The sequence below is a fragment of the Paraburkholderia dinghuensis genome (assembly GCF_003837865.1).
In the GTDB taxonomy this organism is placed as follows: Bacteria; Pseudomonadota; Gammaproteobacteria; order Burkholderiales; family Burkholderiaceae; genus Paraburkholderia; species Paraburkholderia dinghuensis.
This window is the reverse complement of sequence record NZ_RQIS01000012.1, coordinates 132,881-152,880: the sequence shown is the minus strand read 5'-3', so window position 1 is coordinate 152,880 and position 20,000 is coordinate 132,881. Positions and strand designations below refer to the sequence as shown.

16 protein-coding genes are annotated in these 20,000 nt (G+C 65.0%); 5 read left to right on the top strand and 11 right to left on the bottom strand.

The window, feature by feature from the left end:
• Positions 1 to 13: 13 nt before the first annotated feature.
• Positions 14 to 460 (bottom strand): VOC family protein, encoded by a 447-nt coding sequence (locus D1Y85_RS17685; protein ID WP_185219028.1) that lies wholly within the window; start codon positions 458 to 460, stop codon positions 14 to 16.
• 195 nt (positions 461 to 655) lie between these two features.
• Here D1Y85_RS17685 and D1Y85_RS17680 point away from each other — a divergent pair, with 195 nt between their 5' ends.
• Complete coding sequence (locus tag D1Y85_RS17680; RefSeq protein WP_124152370.1) at positions 656 to 1,267, top strand: RBBP9/YdeN family alpha/beta hydrolase; 612 nt, start codon at positions 656 to 658, stop codon at positions 1,265 to 1,267.
• A 15-nt stretch (positions 1,268 to 1,282) separates the two neighbouring features.
• Here the strand turns inward: D1Y85_RS17680 and D1Y85_RS17675 are convergent, their stop codons facing one another.
• The gene (locus D1Y85_RS17675) at positions 1,283 to 2,530 is read right to left on the bottom strand and encodes an acetate/propionate family kinase (RefSeq protein WP_124152369.1); all 1,248 of its coding nucleotides are present in this window, start codon (positions 2,528 to 2,530) and stop codon (positions 1,283 to 1,285) included.
• 37 nt (positions 2,531 to 2,567) lie between these two features.
• Positions 2,568 to 3,506, bottom strand: coding sequence for a bifunctional enoyl-CoA hydratase/phosphate acetyltransferase (locus D1Y85_RS17670; RefSeq protein ID WP_124152368.1), 939 nt, complete (start codon positions 3,504 to 3,506; stop codon positions 2,568 to 2,570).
• A gap of 409 nt (positions 3,507 to 3,915) precedes the next feature.
• Here D1Y85_RS17670 and D1Y85_RS17665 point away from each other — a divergent pair, with 409 nt between their 5' ends.
• Both D1Y85_RS17665 and D1Y85_RS17660 read left to right on the top strand, forming a co-directional pair.
• Positions 3,916 to 6,534 (top strand): DUF3141 domain-containing protein, encoded by a 2,619-nt coding sequence (locus D1Y85_RS17665; RefSeq protein WP_246024956.1) that lies wholly within the window; start codon positions 3,916 to 3,918, stop codon positions 6,532 to 6,534.
• Between the two features lie 348 nt (positions 6,535 to 6,882).
• Entirely contained in the window at positions 6,883 to 7,893 is a 1,011-nt protein-coding gene (locus D1Y85_RS17660) for a sulfate ABC transporter substrate-binding protein (protein WP_124152367.1), read from the top strand.
• 126 nt (positions 7,894 to 8,019) lie between these two features.
• On the opposite strand, the gene D1Y85_RS17655 is transcribed toward D1Y85_RS17660, so the two are convergent.
• A complete protein-coding gene (locus D1Y85_RS17655) occupies positions 8,020 to 8,304 on the bottom strand; it encodes a PXPV repeat protein (RefSeq protein WP_124152366.1) in 285 nt (94 codons plus the stop codon).
• 391 nt (positions 8,305 to 8,695) lie between these two features.
• On the opposite strand from D1Y85_RS17655, the gene D1Y85_RS17650 reads away from it, so the two are divergent.
• Entirely contained in the window at positions 8,696 to 9,742 is a 1,047-nt protein-coding gene (locus tag D1Y85_RS17650) for a hypothetical protein (protein ID WP_124152365.1), read from the top strand.
• Between the two features lie 73 nt (positions 9,743 to 9,815).
• On the opposite strand, the gene D1Y85_RS17645 is transcribed toward D1Y85_RS17650, so the two are convergent.
• The 5 genes from D1Y85_RS17645 to argS all read right to left on the bottom strand — a co-directional run bounded on the left by D1Y85_RS17645 (position 9,816) and on the right by argS (position 15,984).
• The gene (locus tag D1Y85_RS17645; RefSeq protein WP_124152364.1) at positions 9,816 to 11,444 is read right to left on the bottom strand and encodes an ABC transporter substrate-binding protein; all 1,629 of its coding nucleotides are present in this window, start codon (positions 11,442 to 11,444) and stop codon (positions 9,816 to 9,818) included.
• Between the two features lie 232 nt (positions 11,445 to 11,676).
• Positions 11,677 to 12,453 carry an SDR family oxidoreductase gene (locus tag D1Y85_RS17640; protein WP_124152363.1) on the bottom strand — a complete coding sequence of 259 codons (777 nt, stop codon included), beginning with the start codon at positions 12,451 to 12,453 and terminating at the stop codon, positions 11,677 to 11,679.
• Between the two features lie 16 nt (positions 12,454 to 12,469).
• A complete protein-coding gene (locus tag D1Y85_RS17635) occupies positions 12,470 to 13,108 on the bottom strand; it encodes a thiol:disulfide interchange protein DsbA/DsbL (protein ID WP_124152362.1) in 639 nt (212 codons plus the stop codon).
• Between the two features lie 186 nt (positions 13,109 to 13,294).
• Positions 13,295 to 14,095 carry an SPOR domain-containing protein gene (locus tag D1Y85_RS17630; RefSeq protein ID WP_124152361.1) on the bottom strand — a complete coding sequence of 267 codons (801 nt, stop codon included), beginning with the start codon at positions 14,093 to 14,095 and terminating at the stop codon, positions 13,295 to 13,297.
• Between the two features lie 104 nt (positions 14,096 to 14,199).
• On the bottom strand, positions 14,200 to 15,984 hold the full coding sequence (gene argS / locus D1Y85_RS17625; protein WP_124152360.1) for an arginine--tRNA ligase: 1,785 nt from the start codon (positions 15,982 to 15,984) through the stop codon (positions 14,200 to 14,202).
• Between the two features lie 365 nt (positions 15,985 to 16,349).
• Between argS and D1Y85_RS17620 the strand changes: the two genes are divergently transcribed.
• Positions 16,350 to 16,676, top strand: a complete 327-nt coding sequence (locus D1Y85_RS17620; protein ID WP_124152359.1) for a DUF1840 domain-containing protein — start codon at positions 16,350 to 16,352, stop codon at positions 16,674 to 16,676.
• Positions 16,677 to 16,832: 156 nt separating this feature from the next.
• On the opposite strand, the gene D1Y85_RS17615 is transcribed toward D1Y85_RS17620, so the two are convergent.
• Both D1Y85_RS17615 and metH read right to left on the bottom strand, forming a co-directional pair.
• Complete coding sequence (locus tag D1Y85_RS17615) at positions 16,833 to 17,024, bottom strand: acid-shock protein (RefSeq protein WP_124152358.1); 192 nt, start codon at positions 17,022 to 17,024, stop codon at positions 16,833 to 16,835.
• A gap of 198 nt (positions 17,025 to 17,222) precedes the next feature.
• Complete coding sequence (gene metH / locus D1Y85_RS17610) at positions 17,223 to 19,940, bottom strand: methionine synthase (RefSeq protein ID WP_124152357.1); 2,718 nt, start codon at positions 19,938 to 19,940, stop codon at positions 17,223 to 17,225.
• Positions 19,941 to 20,000: the final 60 nt, after the last annotated feature.

Sequence of the window (20,000 nt, the reverse complement as noted above, 5' to 3'; positions counted from 1 at the left end):
TGTGACGGATGCCTTACTTCGCAAAGAGCTGGCCGATATCGGCGAATGCCTTGAATTCGAGCGCGTTGCCGCTCGGATCGAGGAAGAACATCGTCGCCTGCTCGCCAACCTGACCCTTGAAGCGGATATACGGCTCGATCACGAACTGCGTGCCCGCGGTCGTCAGGCGATCTGCGAGGGCTTGCCAGTCGTCCATCGAGAGCACGACGCCGAAGTGGCGCACCGGCACGTCGTGGCCGTCGACGGGGTTGCGGCTGCGGGGGCCGACTTCGTCGGGTGCGAGGTGCGCGACCAGTTGATGGCCGAAGAAGTCGAAGTCGACCCAATCCGGTGAGCTTCGCCCCTCGGCGCAGCCGAGCAGTCCGCCGTAGAACGCACGCGCGTCGTCGAGGCTCGTGACCGGAAAGGCGAGATGAAACGGCTGCAGCGGACGCCGATTGATGCTCGTAGCCTGTGACATGGGATCCCCCGTGGCTGGTGGTACTGCCGACATTCTACTTTTTCAGGACCGCGCCCGCCGCCCTTTCACCGCGCGAGGCGCGGCGCCACGGCCGCAGGGGGACAACGCTGCAAAGCAAAGCGAAAAAAATTGGTTTGGCGCACGGGCGCTGCGGATCACAATCGATTCACGCTTTGTCGCCACAAGGAAAAAATCATGCTTTCGAGCGGAGGGACGCGCCGGCCGCCGGGACTCGTCACCGTGCCGGGCCTGCACGGCAGCGACGGCGCGCATTGGCAGACCTGGCTCGAGGGTCAGTTTTCGCGTGCGCTGCGCGTCGAGCAGGCCGACTGGGACGCTCCGGATCTGGCTGTCTGGAGCGCTGCGCTTTGCAGCCTGCTCGCGCGTGAGCGCGGGCCGTTCGTGCTGGCCGCGCACAGCTTCGGCTGTCTCGTTGCGGCCCATGCGTTGCAGCACGGCGCTGCGCGCGCCGATGTCGTGGGCGTTCTGTTTGTTGCGCCCGCAAGCCCGGAGAAGTTCCGCTTCGCGGGCACATTCGACGCGCGACGCCTGAGTGTGCCGTCGATCCTCATCGGCAGCGAAACCGACCCGTGGATGCCGCTTTCCGGCGCACGCGCACTTGCGCAGCATCTGGGCAGCGCGTTCGTGAATCTCGGCGACGCGGGGCACATCAACACAGCGGCGGGTTTCGGGCCGTGGCCGCGTGCGAAGGACTTTATCGACACGCTTGTGCAGTGCGAGCCACCAGGCTCGCTGCACCATGCGCCCAACGCGAGCACTGAAGGCGGCCAGCGCGCGCTCGCGTGAGTGCGAGGCCCTCTTTCAGGACTTCAACATCTCGCGCAAAAGGCGCGCCGTGTGCAGCGCGATCATGCCTTCCTCGTCGGTGCGAATGGCGAAGACCGGCACGCGGCTTTCGCGCGTGCTGACGTGATCGTGGTTTGCCGCGTTCGCTTCCGCGTCGATCTCCATGCCGAAGAGCGGCTTGAGCCGCTCGACGACCTTCGCGCGGATCGGCGCCGAGTTTTCGCCGATGCCGGCCGTGAACACGAGTCCGTCGATTCCGCCCAGCCCCACCGCGAGCTTGCCGATCTCCTGCGCGATACGGTACGTGTAGAAGTCGATGGCCAGCTTCGCTTGCTCGCTGTCGTTCGCGAGCAGTTCGCGCATATCGCTGCTCACGCCCGAAAGGCCCTTGAGCCCCGAGTCGTGATAGAGCAGCTTCTCGATCGCGTCGTGATCCATCCCGCGCTCCATCATCCACAGCACCACGCCCGCGTCGAGCGCGCCGCAGCGCGTGCCCATCGGCAGGCCGTCGAGCGCGGTCAGGCCCATCGTCGTTTCGACGCTCTTGCCGTTCTTCATCGCGCACAGGCTCGCGCCGTTGCCGAGATGCGCGACGATCACGCGTCCGCGTGCGATGTCGGGTGCAACCAGATGCAGATGCCGCGAGATGTATTCATACGACAGGCCGTGAAAGCCGTAACGGCGGATACCGTCCGCGAAATAGCTGTATGGCAATGCGAAGAGCTGCGCGAGCACGCCCGTCGTCGCGTGAAAGGCCGTGTCGAAGCACGCCACCTGCGGAAGATCGGGCGCGGCCTCGCGTACCGCACGGATCGCCGCGAGGTTGTGCGGCTGGTGCAGCGGTGCGAGTGGCGTGAGCGCGTTGAGCTCGTCGATGACTTTGTCGTCGATGAGCACCGCGTCCGCGTAGTGCGGACCGCCGTGCACCACGCGATGTCCAATCGCGGCGGGCGGCGTTTCGCGCAGACCCACCGCGAGCACGAGGCGCAGGAGCCGGAAGGCAGCGTCGTGATCGGCGACCTGCGCGACGGGAAAGTGCTCGTCGACGATGAGCTTCCCGTCGGCCATATGTGCGACCACGCGCGGCGCGACGCCGATGCCTTCGATCTGGCCGCCCGCGCCGTGGATCGCGCGCATGCCGCCCTCGACTTTCGGATCGTCGATGACGCGATACACCGAACACTTGATGCTAGACGAGCCCGCGTTGACGACGAGCACGACATGGCCTTCGTCGTGATGCGGATGCGCTGGTTGTGTACTCACGTGATCTCCTGTTCCATGCGGAGCCCTTGGTCCAGGCTCATGCAACGCTGTTCTTGCCCGCGCGTCGCGCGTGCGCGACCAGCACTGCGATCGCACAACTGCCGATGCGCGAGCGCACCGTGTCGGCGCGGCTCGTGAGAATGATGGGTACGCGCGCGCCGAGGACAATGCCGGCCGCTTCCGCGCCGGCGAGGAAAGTGAGTTGCTTCGCGAGCATGTTGCCCGCTTCGAGGTCGGGCACGAGCAGGATGTCCGGGTCGCCCGCGACCTCGGAGACGATGCCCTTGATCTGCGCCGCTTCCTTGTTGATGGCGTTATCGAAGGCGAGCGGACCGTCGATCATGGCGCCCGTGATCTGGCCGCGGTCGGCCATCTTGCAGAGCGCGGCGGCGTCGATCGTCGAGGGCATCTTGTCGGACACGGTCTCGACCGCGGCGAGAATCGCGACCTTCGGCGTGGCCATGCCGAGCGCCTGTACGAGTTCGATCGCGTTGCGCACGATGTCGGCCTTGTCGGCGAGCTTCGGGAAGATGTTGACGGCCGCGTCGGTGATGAAGAGCGGCTTGTGATACGAGGGCACGTCCATCGCGAAGACGTGCGACAGACGGCGCTCGGTGCGCAGGCCCGTGGTGGCCGATGCAACTTCGTGCAGGAGTTCGTCGCTGTGCAGGCTGCCCTTCATGAGCAGTTCGGCTTCGCCCGAGCGCACGGCGAGCACCGCGCGCGCCGCCGATGCATGGCTATGGGGCGCGTCGATGATCGTCACACCGTCGAGCGAGCGTTGCGACTCCTCGGCCACGGCGCGGATCCTCGCCTCGGGTCCGATGAGCAGGGGGACGATCAGGCCGAGGCTCGCGGCGTCGAGTGCGCCCGTGAGCGAAGACACGTCGCACGGATGCGCCACGGCGGTGGGCACTGGCGCCAGACCGCTGCAGCGTTCGAGCAGGACCGAATACTTGTCGTGCGATGAAGCCATGGGCTGTCTCCAGGCTGAACCACAGTAGGACGGCGCCGTGCGAGGGGTCGGATGCTGCGGCGCGCAACGCGCTGACAGTGTAATGCAGTGAATTGCTTGCCGGACGGAAATTGCGACGCGTTGACGCTGCAGGGCCCGCAGCGCCGTGTCACGCGCCGTTCACGCCGGCCGGCGATGATGGACGACACGCCATGCGCTGGCGCCCTTTTTTACCTGCCTTGACTTTCGACAAGTGGCTGCCTACATTGAGATATTGCAGTGCAGCATAAATGCTGTGCCCCTACGTTATCCGGGCCCCCATGCGTCAAGCGCCGCGTTTTTGCGCGTGCGCACATTGCCGGGCTGGCCGCGCTGAGCGCAAGCATTGCGCGATGCGGCCGGAGGTTCACCGTTAAAGGAGATTCGTGTCGTGGCAGTTTCCGCCCCTACGTCCGCCGTCGTTCCGTCCCTCTCTTCCTTTTCCGGCCTGCCGGTCCCGCCTGCAATGCAGCCGCTCTACGACTACCTGTACGACGCCTGGCAACGCAGCGTGCTGCTCCTCGACGTCCTGCGCGAGCGCGGCAACGAGACCTACCTGCACGAGAAGGCTGGCATGCCGCCGGTGCTGCGCTTCGAGTACGAAGTGATCGCCGATGGCCGCGAGCTGAGCGATCCCTGCAACTACGCGCTCCTGCGCATGTTGCCCGAGGAGGGTGCGCCCACCGATCCGCGCAAGCGTCCCTTCGTCGTCATCGATCCGCGCGCCGGTCATGGTCCCGGCATCGCGGGCTTCAAGATGGACAGCGAAGTGGGCATCGCATTGCGCAAGGGGCATCCGTGCTATTTCGTGACGTTCTTCCCGGTGCCGTGCGAAACGCAGACCATTCAGTCGGTTGCGAAGGCCGAAGCCGTGTTCATCCGAAAGGTGCGCGAACTGCATCCACAATCGGATGGTCTGCCGTTCATCATTGGCAACTGCCAGGGCGGCTGGGCCGCGGCGCTGCTCGCGGCGTCGGCGCCGGAACTCGTCGGGCCGCTCATGCTCGCGGGCTCGCCGCTCTCGTACTGGGCGGGCGTCAAGGGCAAGAATCCGATGCGCTACTCGGGCGGCATGCTCGGCGGCACGTGGATGTCGTCGCTTGCGTCGGACCTCGGCGACGGCCACTTCGACGGCGCGCATCTCGTCCAGAACTTCGAGAATCTCAATCCCTCGAACACGTTCTGGGGCAAGCTCTACAACCTCTATGCGAATGTCGATACGGAGCGCGAGCGCTTCCTCGAATTCGAGCGCTGGTGGGGCGGCCACTTCCAGCTGAACCGTGCCGAGATCGACTGGATCGTGCAGAACCTGTTCGTCGGCAATCACCTGACGCGCAACGAGGTGTATGCGAAGAACGCGCGCGCGCCCGTCGATCTGCGCAACATCCGCACGCCGATCATCGTGCTCGCTTCGTGGGGCGACAACATTACGCCGCCGCAGCAGGCGCTGAACTGGATCCCGGACCTCTACGCGAGCGTCGATGAAATCATCGCGAACGAACAGGTCATCGTCTATTGCCTGCACGACAAGGTCGGACACCTCGGCATCTTCGTTTCGTCGAGTGTGGCAAACAAGGAGCACACCGAACTATTTTCGGCACTCGACCTCATCGACGTGCTGCCGCCAGGCCTCTACGAAGCGAAGATCACCGACACGAAACCGGAAGCGGGCCGCCTCGAAGCGCAAGAAGGGCGCTACGAGATCCACTTCGAGCGGCGCAAGATCGAGGACATCCTTGCGCTCGACGACGGCCGCGACGACGAGCAGCCGTTCGAGGTGGTGCGCCGTTTCTCCGAGATCAACCAGCGGAATTATGACCTGTACGTCTCGCCGTTCGTGCGGGCGTCGAGCAATGCGTTCTCGGCGCACATGCTGCGCGAGACGCATCCGTCGCGTGTCGAGCGCAGCGCGATGAGCGACGCGAATCCGGCGCTGCTCACGGTGCCCGCGGTCGCGGAGTCTGTGCGCAAGCATCGCAAGCCCGTCGCACCCGACAATCCATTCACGCTGCTCGAAAAGCAGATGTCGGCGAGTATTGAATCCGCGTGGGACACGTTCCGCGATACGCGCGACGCATGGATGGAGAGCACGTTCTACAACGTCTATACCGCGCCGTGGGTGCAGTCATTTGTGGGCGTCACGCCGAACCAGCCGCTCGATCCTATCGCGCCGCCGCTCATGGAACTGCGCAAGGAACTTGCACAACTGCGCTTGCGCGTGGCCCGCGAGAATCTTCGTACGGGCACGCTCCTCGATGCGTTCATGCGCATCAGGGCGTACATCGTCGACGAGATGCGCACCGTGGCATACCGTCCGTTCCAGCGCATGCGCGAACTGGCGCGCGAGTACCTCGGCGAGAAGGAGCCGACCATCGCCCAACTGAAGGAGACTGCGCGCCGCCAGGGTGCGATCGTGCAACTCGATCCGAAGGCCGCGATCGCGGCGCTGCCCGACCTCGTGCCCGAAATGGCCACGCGCCGGGCGCTGCTCGCGGCGGTCTATCGCATTGCGTCGGTGACGGGCCCGCTCGAAGGCGAGCGGCGCGAGCGCTTCCGCGATGTGCAGCGGGCGCTCGGCATCGAGCCGGGCAGCGAGCGTAGTGAGTTGCCGCCGCCGAACGGCGGGACGGCATCGGGCGGTACTGTGCCGGTGTCGGGTGCGGTGGGTTCGGGCAACGTTGCGGGTGCCGCGGGACAGGTTGCTGCCGCGCAGGAGTTCGACCACGCGGCGAACGTCGCGCCGGGTAACGATGCATCGAAGCAACCTGTCGCGAAGATGCAGGCGGGCGAGGCTGCCGTCGCTGCCGATGCCGCCAGCAAGAAAGCGAAGCGCACACCGGCGAAGGGCAAGGTGGCGGCGAGCCGTGCCCATGCAAGTGCCGCGGACGCGCCCGTCGCCAAGACCCCGCGTCGCGCGCGTGCGGGTGCGGCGCCGTCGTCGATGCGCGCTGCGGGGACGGCACCCGCACGCCGCCGCGCTACGCGCGCATCGGGCGCGTCGGACGAATAACGCGACCGGCCCGGCTCTCGCCGGGACCATTCAAGACGCGGGCGGCACAGGGGCTGCCCGACTCCGACCGGAGGCTCGCCCGCGCCGTCGAACGCGTCGACATCCTGGGTGTTGGCTACGCCACGGCTCACCTCGCCACGCTACGCGTGCCGCGCGAGCGGCAACACGGTCCATATCGACGGCGGCGCGAACGTCATGGCGCGCGCCGCGCTTATAACGAATCGGCAGAAGCTACATTCGAATCGATATAACGAGCGCGCGGGATCTCGCTAGAATCGGACGTCCGTTGTTAGCCGGGTGAAAACGCCGGGCAACGGCGACGCTTTCTTTCGACAGACGGGGACCATCATGGCAGGCTGGGGACGCGCATCGCGCTGGGTAGGCGCGGGCATCATCGCACTGGCGACGGGTGCCGCGCAGGCGGACACGTCGCTGCTCAACGTCTCTTACGACGTGACGCGCGAACTGTACAAGGACATCAACGCGAGCTTCATCGCCGACTATCGGAAGAAGACCGGCGAGACCGTATCGATCAAGCAGTCGCATGGTGCGTCGAGCGCGCAGGCGCTTTCGGTGCTTCAAGGCCTGCAGGCCGACGTCGTGACGATGAACCAGCCGAACGACATCGACTTGCTCGCGCAGAAAGGGCACCTCGTGCCCGAGAACTGGCGCGCTCGTCTGCGCGACGACAGCGCGCCCTACACCACGACGATGGTGTTCCTCGTGCGCAAGGGCAACCCGAAGCACATCAAAGACTGGGATGATCTCGTAAAGCCGGGCGTCCAGGTCGTCATCGCGAATCCGAAGACCTCGGGCAACGGCCGCTATACGTACCTCGCGGCGTGGGGCTATCGCAAGCTGCTCGGCGCAACCGACGCGCAGGCGCTCGACTTCGAACGCGCGCTGATCAAGAACGTGCCGGTGCTGGACGCGGGCGGCCGTGGCGCCACGACGACGTTTACGCAGCGCGGTATCGGCGACGTGCTCGTGACGTTCGAAAACGAAGTGTCGCTTATCGACACGGGCGCCGATGGAAAGGACTTCGAAGCAGTTTATCCGTCGGTGAGCCTGATTGCGGCGCCGCCGGTGACGATCGTCGACAAGGTCGTGGACAAGCGCGGAACGCGTAAGCTGGCGCAGGCGTATCTCGACTATCTGTACTCGCCGGCCGCGCAGGAAATCATCGCCCAGCACCACTTGCGTCCGCGCGATGCCGGCGTGCTTGCGAAGCACGCCAGCGAATTCAGGCCGATCAAGACGTTCACGGTCGAGCAGATGTTCGGTGGCTGGCAGAAGGCACAGGCCACGCACTTCGCGGATGGCGGCACGTTCGACCAGATCGTCACCGGACGCGAATAACAGGCGGCAACCGGCGACAACCGGCGCGCCGTTGCGCGCACAAGAAAAAACGCCTCGCAGGTCACAGCCTGCGAGGCGTTTTGCTATTGGCGATCGGTTATCGGTTATCGGCTGACCGTGCGCGCATCACCAGCGCCGCTGACCATACCACTCGCGGTGGCCCCACCAGCGGCGGCCGTCCCAGTAGCGGTCGCCGTGCCAGCCGACGTAGACGGCCGGCATCATCACGGGCGCAGGCTGGTACGCGACTACACGGACCGGCGGCGGCGCGAAATACACCGGGGCGGGTGCAACGTACACCGGCGCGGGCACGCCAATGCTCAGACCCACGGACACATGTGCCATTGCGGTTTGAGATGCGGTAAGGATGAGTGCCCCGGTGCCCAGGGCAGCAAACAGTTTCGTTTTCATTGAAGCCCCCTTCGGTAAAAGAACGATTGCATGGCTTCAATTTAGCGGAGCACGTTTCGCCTTGAGTTACCAAACTGCAACCATGTTCGACGAATTGTTCCCGGCATGCTGCTGCGCTCTGGTGCTGTGCGATACACCAGGCGCCCAAGGCCGCCGCGCGTTAGTCGACGTGCCGTACCGCAGCGCGCCGTAGCCTCGTCGACCAACCGTCCAACCGATTGACTGCGCAGCAGCGTGCACGACACCTCGAAAGGGTCGCACGTATGGAGGTTTGTAAGGCGCCGTAATAAATGGATGACGTTTCGTAATGAATGTAAAAATCCTGTAATTTAGAATAAACACTTCATTAAGACGCGAAGCTTTTGGCTTCGCTTCAGCGTGAGGTATATAAGTGGCTAACAAAGTAAATGCGGGGCAGCTTTCGTGTGCAGGCGTGGAGGCCGACAGAAAGTCGCGCACGGGGGCTGCGCCTGCACGGCGCATCCGCAATACGTTTTTCAAGCTGTGCTACCGCTGGACCCACTCGCGCGCGTTTCGTCACAACGAGCGGATCGCACATGGTGTCGAAATATCGCGCGACGAAAGCGGCGGCCTCACTGGCATGAGCATTCGGGGCCGCGCGCTCCCGTGCGTGAACCGCGAGCCGCACGCCGCGCCTGATCCGGACGGCTGGCATCTCATCGCCACGGGCCCATCCGTCAATGAAATTGATTACCGGGCGTTGCCGATGCGCCGCGTGATGGGCGTCAACGGCGCCATTGCGTTGCAGGAGCGGCAGGGCGTGCGCTTCGACGACTACTGCATCGTGGATTGCGGCTTCGTGCGGAATCGGCCCGACCTGGTCGAACGCATTATCGGCGAGCCGCTCACGTTATACGCGACACCGTTCGTGCTCTGGTGCATCGCCGAGCAACTCGACATCGCACAAATGCGTTGCCGCATTTTCCTGATCGATGAACTGTTGCGTCCCGCTGGACAGCGCGCGCTCACCGTCGACGAATTGCGAGTTGCGCACGACTACAAATCCCTCGCGCTGTTCGATGCGCCCGAGTCGCTGGGTTTCAGCCTCGATATCCGCCGCGGCGTCTTCGAGGGGCGCACGGTTGCCTATGCCGCGCTGCAGGTGCTCGCCTCGCTCGGTGCGAAGCGTATCTTCATGCACGGCGTCGATCTCTCCGATGCCGCGCACACGCCACGGTTTTACGAATCGCCGGGCCAGATGCAGCCGAGCCATCTCGACAGCAACTTCCACGACTTCATCGAGCCGTCTTTTCGTCACGCGGCAGCGCTGCTGCGCAGCCGCGGCGTGCATGTGACGAATCTCTCGATGAAGAGCGCGCTCGGCGAGGACGTCTTTCCGAAGGTGCGCTGGCAGACGCTCACGCACACGGCACCTGTTCGCGAGCCCGAACTCATGGGATACGCCGCGGCGGCATGATGTGACGGGCGTTGCGCGAACCGCGTGCTGCGGTTCGTGGCAAAACCGTCGCTGGCCGCAGCCCGGTTCCGGACTACTGCACCGAGACGTCCGCGAAGTTCTGGCGTCCGAACGGACTGACCCGATAACCGCTCACATTCGTGCGTGTGATCGCCGCGGCGGTCGGGTAGCCGAGCGGAATCCACAGCGCCTGATCGTGGATGATTTTCTGCGCGGCTTCGTAGAGCTTCACGCGTTTGGCCTGATCGGCGGTGGCCTTGCCCTCGGAGATCAGTTTGTCGAGTTGAGGATCGCAGAAGCGCGCGAAGTTGATACCCGACTGCACCGCGTTGCAGCTGAAGAGCGGCGAGAGGTAGTTGTCGGGGTCGCCGTTATCGCCGGCCCAGCCCATGAACAGCGTACCGTGCTGGCCTTGTTTGGCTTGCTTGATCAACTCGCCCCACTCGATCACCTTGATGTCCGCCTTTACGCCGATCTTGGCGAAGTCGGCCTGCAGCAGTTCGGCACCCGCGCGCGGATTCGGATTGAGGACGCTGCCGTTGGGGCGCACCCAGATCGTCGTCGAGAAGCCGTTCGGGAAACCCGCCTCGGCGAGCCATTGCTTCGCCTTCGCCGGATCATACGGATACGGCTGGACAGACTTGTTGTAACCCCACGTGATCGGCGGCCACGGATTCGTAGCCGGCGTTGCTGTGTTGTCGAACACGGTCTTCAGGTACGTCGTACGGTCGAACGCCATGTTCAGCGCCTGACGCACCTTCTGGTTGTCGAGCGGCTTCTGCTGCGTGTTCAGCGCGACGAACGCGGTCATGAACGCGGGCGTCTCGACCACGTTCAGCGTCTTGTCGGCCTTCGACGCCGCGACGTCCTGCGGTTTCGGAGACAGCGCGATCTGGCATTCGCCAGCCTTCACCTTCTGCGCGCGCACGGCGGCGTCGGGTGTGATCGCGTAGATCAGACGTTCCGCCTTCGGCTTCGGCCCCCAGTACGCCGGATTCACGTCGTAGCGGATCAACGCGTCCTTCGTGTAGCTCTTCAGCACGAACGGGCCCGTACCCACCGGCTTCGCGTTGAAGTCGGTTTCCTTGCCCGCTTTGTGGAGCTGGTCGGCGTATTCGGCGGAGTAGACCGACGCGAAGCCCATCGTCAGGATCGCGAGAAACGTGGCGTTCGGCTCGGTCAGGACGAAGCGGACCGTGCTGTCGTCGACCTTCGATACGGACTTGATGAGCTTCGGCAATCCCATCGACTGTGCGTGCGGAAAGCCGCTCGCGCCTGCCACCTTGTGCCACGGATTGTTCGCGTCGAGCATGCGTTCGAACGTGAAGACGACATCGTCGGCGTTCAGCGCGCGCGTGGGCTTGAACCATCCGGTCGTCTGGAACTGCACATTGGGGCGCAGATGGAACGTGTACGTGAGGCCATCGGCGCTCACGTCCCACTTGTCGGCGAGCGCAGGCGCGACTTTCTTTGCGGCCTCGTCATACGCGACGAGCGAGTTGAAAATCACGTCCGCGGACGCGTTGGTCGTCACGAGCGAATTGAACTGCACGACGTCGAAACCGTCCGGGCTCGATTCGGTGCAGACCGTCAGTGGCTTCGCGAGCGTGCTCGCACTCGCGACGGCGAGCGTGGCGCCGAGGACGCACAATGCGGCGGCGCGCAGGCCGACGAGCGCAGGGGCGGGCGAGATGAGGCGCATGGGTTCTCCGGTTGTCTGCGGTAGCGTTTTGACACGCCCCGGCACGTGGGGTTGTTCTGCGCGCGACGCGGCATGGAAGACGTGCGGCGCGGCGAGTGTGGGACGGCCCGATCGGGAAAGCTTATCGAAGGGAAATTGTCGGGACAACCATTTAATCCGCCTGGCCCATAGGGACGCGCCGGACGCGCGTTTTTTTCGCCGCGTGTGCTGGGGTCACGCGAGCATGCGCGGCTCAGTGGTCGGCAGTGGCGCGCGGCTTGCGCGGGGCCTTCTCGAACACGCGGTCGTAGAGCCAGCGCGGCAGCGCGCGCAAAAGCGCCGCGGCCACGCGCATCGGCCACGGAAAGACCGCAAACGATGTGCCGTGCGCGATCGCATCGGCGGTTTTGGCGGCGAAGCGGTCGACGTCCATGAGGAACGGCATGCGATACGGATTCTGCGCCGTCATCGGCGTGCGGATATAGCCCGGCGCGATCGTAACGACGTTCACGCCGAACGGACGCATCTCGACGCGCAGCGCCTCGAGATAGGTCAGCGCCGCGGCCTTCGACGCGCTGTAGGCCCCCGAGCCCGGCAGTCCGCGCACACCGGCCACGCTCGCAATGCCGACGAGCACGCCGTGCCGCGATTCGCTCATGGCGGCGACGAACGGCTCGAAGGTGGCGACCATGCCGAAGTAGTTGGTGTCCATCACGTTGCGAAAGGTCGCGAGCTCGCCGTGACCGGTGAGGGCGCCGCGGCTCACGCCCGCGTTGGCGATCACGATGTCCGGCAGGCCGTGCTCCGCGATGAACGCGCGCGCAGCGGCGGCGAGCGCATCGGCGTCGCGCACGTCGGCGGGGTAGAGGGAGATGGGATGCTGCGGGTGGGACTGCCGGAAACCGGCGAGGGCATCGGCACGGCGCGCGACGAGCCCGAGAATGGCGCCACGCCGCGCGTATTCGGCGGCCAGCGCCGCGCCGATACCGCTCGACGCGCCGGTGATGAAGACCTTGAGCGGTTGACCCATACCGGCGCGCCGGGAATTACATCTGCTTTGCGCGGACTCGCGAGACGAGGTAGTCGAGCACCTCGATCGTGCGCGGCAGGCTGTTGGTCTGGCCCGGGCCGGTTTCGTACTTGCCCTGAATGGCGAGCGTCGGGACGCCGCTGATGTTGAACCCGGTGGCGACTTCCTTGTCGCGCTGGAGTGCGCTCTGCACCGAGAACGAGTTGTACGCCTCCATGAACTTCTTCGGATCGACGCCCTGGGTGGCGAGGAACTTGGCCTGGTCTTCCGGCGTGAGCAGATAGTTCTTGTTCACGTGGATTTCATTGAAGATGACCGGCGTGAGCTTCTGCGAGAGACCCAGCGCATCGATCGCGTAGAACAGCTTCGAGTGCGGGATGAAGTCGTCGCGGAATGCCACCGGCACGCGCTTGAACACGACGTCCGGAGCTTGCTTCTTGATCCAGGCTTCGAGGAGCGGGTCGAATTCTGCACAGTGCGGGCAGCCGTACCACATGAACTCGATGACCTCGATCTTGCCGGCGGGCACGTTGACCGGCTGCGGAGTCGCGAGGACCGCGTAGTCCTTGCCGGACACGGGCGCGGCTGGCGCCGCATGCGCGATCCCGACGAACATCGAGAGCGAGAGCAAAAGCGAACCAAGAAGTCGTTTCATGTTCTATTGACCTTCGTTGACTTGGCCGGCACAGCCGGCGTTGAACCGCATCGCCCCTTGCGCGAGCGTCGCTCGTACCGGGCCTGCTCCTACATGCGGGGGTGCTGCGTCGTTTGTTGCCCGCGGGACGCGCCGCCTGCGCGCCCTGCAAGCGGGCGGGACGGCGGCACGGCGCGGGCGCCTGGGTTACTGCTTGCTGAAACGGATAACGGCCGTATCGATGCCCGCGTCTGACAGACGCTGACGCGTGGAGTTCATATCGTCGAACTTCCCGAACGGGCCGATGCGGACTCGATAATACGTCACACCGCCTGCGTCGCGCTGGGTGACCTTCGATTCGAAGCCCTGGAACGCGAGACGCGCGCGCTGCTGCTCGGCGTCGGAGGAGGTCTTGTACGCGCCTACCTGCAGGAAGTAGCCGGCGTTCGCGTCGGCGGCGCCCGGCGCAGCCGCGCTGCCCGTCGCGGGCTTGGCGCCCGGTGCAGGGATGGCCGTTGCGGGCTTTTGCGGCTCGTTGTTCGCGAGGGTCTGCGGCGGATTGCCTGTCGACTGCGGCTTCTTCGCGGCATTGGCCATATCGTTCGAACCGGCCGCGGGCGGGGCGACGGCAATGCCGTTCGCGCTCGCCGGGGCCGACCCCGGCACTTCGACGATCTGCGGCTCTTCGAGCATGCCCGACGACTGTGCAGGGTTCGCGGACTGACCCGGTGCGGTGTTGGGCGGTGTGGTTTGCGCCGTCTGCGGCACCGGCTGGCCCGGCGACTTGCCCTGTAGTGCGCGGTTCGGGTCGTACTGGGCGTCGGGCTGGCTCGCATCGGAAGCGGCCGGCGGCGCGACCTTCGCGACGAACGGCGTCGGCGCGCGCGTGATGTAGAGCGCTACCACCACCGCGATCGCGAGGCCGACGATCAGGCCCAGGACGACACCGAGAAACGTACCCCCGGACTGCTTTGACTGCTGTTTTGTAGTGCGGCGCGGTTGTGCCATCGTCTGAATCACCTGCAAACAAGGAATCCTGGAACGACCGCCCGCAATATAGCGGACGGTCCCATACATGTCGCTTCGCGTGCTGCTCTCGCGCGTGGCCGTTGTTACATGCGCTCGGGCGCGGAGACGCCGATCACCGCAAGCCCGTTCGCGAGCACCTGGCGCGTGGCTGCAAGCAGTGCGACGCGGGCGTCGCGCTCGGCGGTGTCATCGACGAGTACGCGTTCGGCATTGTAGAACGAGTGAAACTCGGCGGCGAGTTCGCGCAGATAGAACGCCACAGCATGTGGCGCGAGTTCGGCGGCGGCGTGCGTGAGCATGTCGGGGAACTCGGCGAGCTTCGCGACCAGTGCGAGCGAGCGCTCGCTCGACAGCGGCGCGAGACCGACCTTGGGCAGAGCGGCAAGGTTGCCGCCGTGCTTCGCCTGCCAGTCGTTCAGGATCGACGAGATCCGTGCGTGCGCGTACTGCACGTAGTACACGGGGTTTTCGTCGTTCTGCTTGAGCGCGAGGTCGATGTCGAACACGAATTCGGTGTCGGCCTTACGGGAGATGAGGAAGAAGCGCACGGCGTCGCGGCCGCGGCGGATCGTGGCCTCGTCGAGCAATTCGGGCGAGACGTCGCTATCCGGCGTGGCGCCGCCCGACCATTCGATCAGATCGCGCACCGTCACGTAACTGCCCGCGCGTTTGGAGATCTTCACTTCCTGGCCGTCGCGCATCACGGTGACCATCTTGTGCAGCACGTAGTCGGGGTAGCCCTTCGGAATGCCGATGCCGAGCGCCTGCAGGCCCGCGCGCACGCGTGCGATGGTGCCGTGGTGGTCCGAGCCCTGCACGTTGATGACCTTCGTGAAGCCGCGCTCCCACTTGGTGACGTGGTAGGCGACGTCGGGCAGGAAGTACGTGTAGGTGCCGTCGGACTTGCGCATCACGCGGTCCTTGTCGTCACCGTAGTCGGTGGTCTTGAGCCACAGCGCGCCGCCATCTTCGTAGGTCTCACCCGACGCGACGAGTGCCTCGACGGTCTTGTCCACACGGCCTTCCGTGTAAAGCGACGATTCGAGGTAATAGCGGTCGAACTTCACGCCGAACGCCTGCAGATCCAGGTCCTGCTCGTGGCGCAGATACGCGACGGCGAAGCGGCGGATCGCGTCGAGGTCTTCGGGATCCTGCGCGCCCTTCACGGGCTCGCCGTCCTTCGCGGCGACCGTTTCGCCCGCGAGATAGTCTTGCGCGATATCGGCGATGTACTCGCCGTTGTACGCGGATTCGGGCCAGCCCGCGTCGCCGGGCTTCAGGCCGCGCGCGCGCGCCTGGGTCGAAACGGCGAGATTGTGGATCTGCACGCCCGCGTCGTTGTAATAGAACTCGCGGTGCACGTCGTAGCCCTGCGAGGCGAGCACGTTGGAAATGGCGTCGCCGAGCGCGGCCTGGCGGCCGTGGCCGACGTGCAGCGGGCCCGTGGGGTTCGCGGACACGAACTCGACCAGCACGCGCTTGCCCGCTTCCAGCTTCGAGCGGCCGAACGCCTCGCCTTCGGCGAACACGGCGCCGATCACGTCGCGTTTTGCGCTCGCCGTGAGGCGCAGGTTGATGAAGCCGGGGCCGGCCACTTCCGCCGCTTCGACGAGGCCCGCGGCCGCGGGCAGCGCGAGCGCGGCGTCGACGATCTGCTGCGCGAGCTGGCGCGGATTGGCGCGCAGCGGCTTGGCGAGCTGCATCGCGACGTTGCAGGCGACGTCGCCGTGGGCCGCGACCTTGGGTCGCTCGAGCGTGATGGAGGGCACGACGAATGCCGATTCGGCGGCCCCTTCGATGGCTTTGGCGACCTGGCCGACTGCGTCGGCGAGCAGGGTCTCCAGGGTGTGTTTCTGTGCGGGCAGCATGCTGGTTGCAGATCCTGTGCGGGTGATTGGGTGCGTTCCGACGGCACGGGCCGGGGCGTGTCGTCAGTGTGCCGTCGACTGCGACGGGTGAGGGCGGGCGTGGTGGCCGTGGCTCGCGCGCGCAGTGCGCAGTCTGGCGCGAATCCGGTCCGCGCCTTGCCGGCCGCGCCCTACGGGTAATTCGTTCAGAGGGATTTTAGCAGGTGCTAATATGTGTAATGCGATGCCCTGCAAGGGCGGACGCGGCCCTGCAGGCAGCCGCCGTGCGGGTTCCTTGCCGGGTGGGCTTGTCGGCTGCGCGATGGGTGTTCTTCGCGGTTTGTCGGCCGGAAGTTGCAGACCTCAAAAATCAAAAGGGAACAGTCATGCTGGTTACATTCAAATGCCATGCGGCGCCTGATGTCATGATGATGGACAACCTCGCACAGTACCTGCTCGGCATCATCGGCAAGCGGCTTTCAGCGCGTGGCGTGATCACCCACGACGAACTCGATGCCGCGATCACGAAGCTCGAAGCGGCGATCGCCACGGACAAGAAGGAGGGCGCCGAGCACCAGGGCCACTTCCACGAAGGCGAGGACGATCGCGCTCACCACGAGTTGCCCGTCGGCCTTGCCCAGCGCGCGTTCCCGTTCCTCGACATGCTGCGCGCGGCGCGCAAGGAGCAGAACGATATCGTGTGGGGCCTTTGAGGGCACACACGGGCAGGTCTCGCGGATGGCTTCGCAGTAGGATCGCGAGCCGCGTTGCGTTGGCGCCGGTTTACTCAGGATAGAAAAGAGCCCGCATTTGCGGGCTCTTTTTTTGGGCGGGCCGCGTGACGCGGCATGGGGCATGGTCGCTGGCGGCTAGCTCGCCGTGGCGGCCGAGGCCGCGTCCTTCTTCGCCTTTTTCATCTTCGGTTTCTTCACATGTTTTTCGGTGGGCGCCGAGTAAGACGACACGGCACTCGATTCCTGCGGCGCAACCGGCTGGGCGAACGACGGCTGGGCAAGCGCGGCGACGCCCACGGCTGTCACGATCAACATCAGCTTCTTCATACGATTACTCCGTCGGTAGTTGCTTTTGAGGACTTGCTGACCCGCCAGCAGGTACGGTGCCGGAGACGACGCAATGCGCCGCCCGCCGTAACCGTTTAACCGATGCGGCCCTCTGGCCTGTGGTAGTGCCCCATCTTACAAAAACGAAGCGTCGCGTGTGGCAGAACGTTCAGCCTGCCGCACCCGTTCGTCCAGGTGTCACAGCAGCGGCGCGAGCGCGCGGCGGGCGTCCGCGTCGGAGAGTGCCATCCGGCGTGCGTAGTCTGCGAGCTGGTCGGCGCCGATCTTGCCCACCGAGAAATACGTGCTGTCCGGATGCGCGAGATAGAAGCCCGAGACGCTCGCGGCCGGCAGCATCGCGAGCGATTCGGTCACGCTCATGCCGATTTCGTCCGCCTGCAGGAAGTCGAACATGTCGCGCTTCACGAGGTGGTCCGGGCACGCCGGATAGCCCGGGGCCGGACGGATGCCCGAATACTGCTCCCCGATGAGCGCGTCGTTGTCGAGCGTTTCGCTCGCCGCGTAGCCCCACAGGTCGCGGCGCACGCGTGCGTGCATCGCTTCGGCGAACGCTTCCGCGAAGCGGTCCGCGAGCGACTTGAGCATGATCGCGCTGTAATCGTCGTGGTCCTTCTCGAACTGCGCTTCTTTCACGTCCACGCCGATGCCCGCCGTCACCGCGAACATGCCGATGTAGTCGGCCACGCCCGATTCCTTCGGCGCGATGAAGTCGGCGAGCGAGCGGTTCGGGCGCATCACGCCGTCCACCACCGGCCGCACCGACTGCTGGCGAAGGTTGCGCCACGTGAGCGCGACCTTGCTGCGCGACTCGTCAGTGTAGATCTCGATGTCGTCGTCGCCCACCGTGTTGGCGGGCAGGAGCGCGATCACGCCGTTCGCCTGGAGCCAGCGGCCCTGGATGAGGCGCGCGAGCATCGACTTGCCGTCCGAGAACACCTTGCGCGCCGATTCGCCGACGATCTCGTCGTTGAGAATCTGCGGATACGGACCCGCGAGATCCCACGTCTGGAAGAACGGACCCCAGTCGATATAGTTCGCAAGTTCGTTGAGATCGAAGTTCTTGAACACGCGGCGGCCGATGAACTTCGGCTTCACGGGCTGATAGTTCGTCCAGTCGATCTTCGTTTTGTTGGCGCGCGCTTCTTCGAGCGTGACGAGCGGCTGCGCCTTCTTGTTCGCGTGCTGGTCGCGGATGCGCTCGTAGTCGCTCTTGAGTTCGTCGATGTATTTCGTCGCGCCTTCGTCCGAGAGCAGGCTCGACGCCACCGACACCGAGCGCGACGCGTCCGGCACATACACCACCGGTCCTTCGTAATGCGGCGCGATCTTCACGGCGGTATGAACACGCGATGTAGTCGCACCGCCGATCAGGAGCGGAATCTTCTTCACGCGGAAGTAGTCGTCGCGCTGCATTTCGGAGGCAACGTACGACATCTCTTCGAGCGACGGCGTGATGAGCCCCGAAAGCCCGATGATGTCAGCGCCCTCGACCTTCGCCTTCGCGAGGATCTCGTTGCACGGCACCATGACGCCCATGTTGACGACTTCGAAGTTGTTGCACTGGAGCACGACCGACACGATGTTCTTGCCGATGTCGTGCACGTCGCCCTTCACGGTCGCGATGACGATCTTGCCTTTCGCGCGCACGTCGCCGCCCGCTTCAGCGAGCAGACGCTTTTCCTCTTCGATGAACGGAATCAGGTGCGCGACGGCCTGCTTCATCACGCGCGCCGATTTCACGACCTGCGGCAGGAACATCTTGCCCTGACCGAACAGGTCGCCGACGATGTTCATGCCGTCCATCAGCGGACCTTCGATCACGTTGATCGGGCGTCCGCCGCCGTTCATGATTTTCTGGCGCGCTTCTTCGGTGTCCTCGACGATGAAGTTCGTGATGCCGCTCACGAGCGCATGCGCGAGACGCTGCTCGACGGGCTGATTGCGCCACTCGAGGTTCTCTTCCTTCTTCGCGGCGCCGGTCTTGAACTTGTCGGCGATTTCGAGCAGACGGTCGGTCGCGTCGGCGCGTCGGTTGAGCACGACATCTTCCACGCGTTCGCGCAGTTCGGGGTCGAGTTCGGCATAGACGCCGAGCTGGCCCGCGTTGACGATGCCCATGTCCATGCCCGCCTGGATCGCGTGGTAGAGGAACACGGTGTGGATCGCTTCGCGCACCGGATCGTTGCCGCGGAACGAAAACGACACGTTCGACACGCCGCCGCTGATCTTCGCGTACGGCAGGTTCTCCTTGATCCAGCGCGTCGCTTCGATGAAGTCGACGGCGTAGTTGTTGTGCTCTTCGATGCCCGTCGCCACCGCGAAGATGTTCGGGTCGAAGATGATGTCCTCGGGCGGGAAGCCCACTTCGTTCACGAGGATGTCGTACGAGCGCTTGCAGATCTCGGTCTTGCGAGCGAAGGTATCGGCCTGGCCCTGTTCGTCGAACGCCATCACGACGGTCGCCGCGCCATAGCGGCGAATCAGCTTCGCATGGTGAACGAACTGCTCCTTGCCTTCCTTCATCGAGATCGAATTGACGATCGCCTTGCCCTGCACGCATTGCAGGCCCGCTTCGATCACGTCCCACTTCGACGAGTCGATCATGATCGGCACGCGCGCGATATCGGGCTCGGATGCGATGAGGTTCATGAAGCGCACCATCGCCGCCTTCGAGTCGAGCATGGCCTCGTCCATGTTCACGTCGATGACCTGTGCACCGTTTTCGACCTGCTGGCGCGCGACGGCGAGCGCCTCGTCGAACTGGCCGTTCAGGATCATCCGCGCGAATGCCTTCGAGCCGGTCACGTTCGTGCGCTCGCCCACGTTGATGAACAGCGTGCCTTCCGTGACGTTGAAGGGTTCGAGGCCGGAGAGTCGCAAGGTATGGTCAGTCATGGCGTGGGGCCGGGTCGTCGGGTTGTCTTGGGTGGCGGCGGGCTTGCGCCCCGCGCGACG

What these genes read in the sequence shown, in the direction of transcription:
- D1Y85_RS17655 (WP_124152366.1), bottom strand. Translation starts at nt 8,304, where the DNA reads ATGAAAACGAAACTGTTTGCTGCCCTGGGCACCGGGGCACTCATCCTT.
- D1Y85_RS17620 (WP_124152359.1), top strand. Translation starts at nt 16,350, where the DNA reads ATGCTGGTTACATTCAAATGCCATGCGGCGCCTGATGTCATGATGATG.
- D1Y85_RS17645 (WP_124152364.1), bottom strand. Translation starts at nt 11,444, where the DNA reads ATGCGCCTCATCTCGCCCGCCCCTGCGCTCGTCGGCCTGCGCGCCGCC.
- D1Y85_RS17640 (WP_124152363.1), bottom strand. Translation starts at nt 12,453, where the DNA reads ATGGGTCAACCGCTCAAGGTCTTCATCACCGGCGCGTCGAGCGGTATC.
- argS (WP_124152360.1), bottom strand. Translation starts at nt 15,984, where the DNA reads ATGCTGCCCGCACAGAAACACACCCTGGAGACCCTGCTCGCCGACGCA.
- D1Y85_RS17660 (WP_124152367.1), top strand. Translation starts at nt 6,883, where the DNA reads ATGGCAGGCTGGGGACGCGCATCGCGCTGGGTAGGCGCGGGCATCATC.
- D1Y85_RS17680 (WP_124152370.1), top strand. Translation starts at nt 656, where the DNA reads ATGCTTTCGAGCGGAGGGACGCGCCGGCCGCCGGGACTCGTCACCGTG.
- D1Y85_RS17670 (WP_124152368.1), bottom strand. Translation starts at nt 3,506, where the DNA reads ATGGCTTCATCGCACGACAAGTATTCGGTCCTGCTCGAACGCTGCAGC.
- D1Y85_RS17615 (WP_124152358.1), bottom strand. Translation starts at nt 17,024, where the DNA reads ATGAAGAAGCTGATGTTGATCGTGACAGCCGTGGGCGTCGCCGCGCTT.
- D1Y85_RS17635 (WP_124152362.1), bottom strand. Translation starts at nt 13,108, where the DNA reads ATGAAACGACTTCTTGGTTCGCTTTTGCTCTCGCTCTCGATGTTCGTC.
- metH (WP_124152357.1), bottom strand. Translation starts at nt 19,940, where the DNA reads ATGACTGACCATACCTTGCGACTCTCCGGCCTCGAACCCTTCAACGTC.
- D1Y85_RS17685 (WP_185219028.1), bottom strand. Translation starts at nt 460, where the DNA reads ATGTCACAGGCTACGAGCATCAATCGGCGTCCGCTGCAGCCGTTTCAT.
- D1Y85_RS17630 (WP_124152361.1), bottom strand. Translation starts at nt 14,095, where the DNA reads ATGGCACAACCGCGCCGCACTACAAAACAGCAGTCAAAGCAGTCCGGG.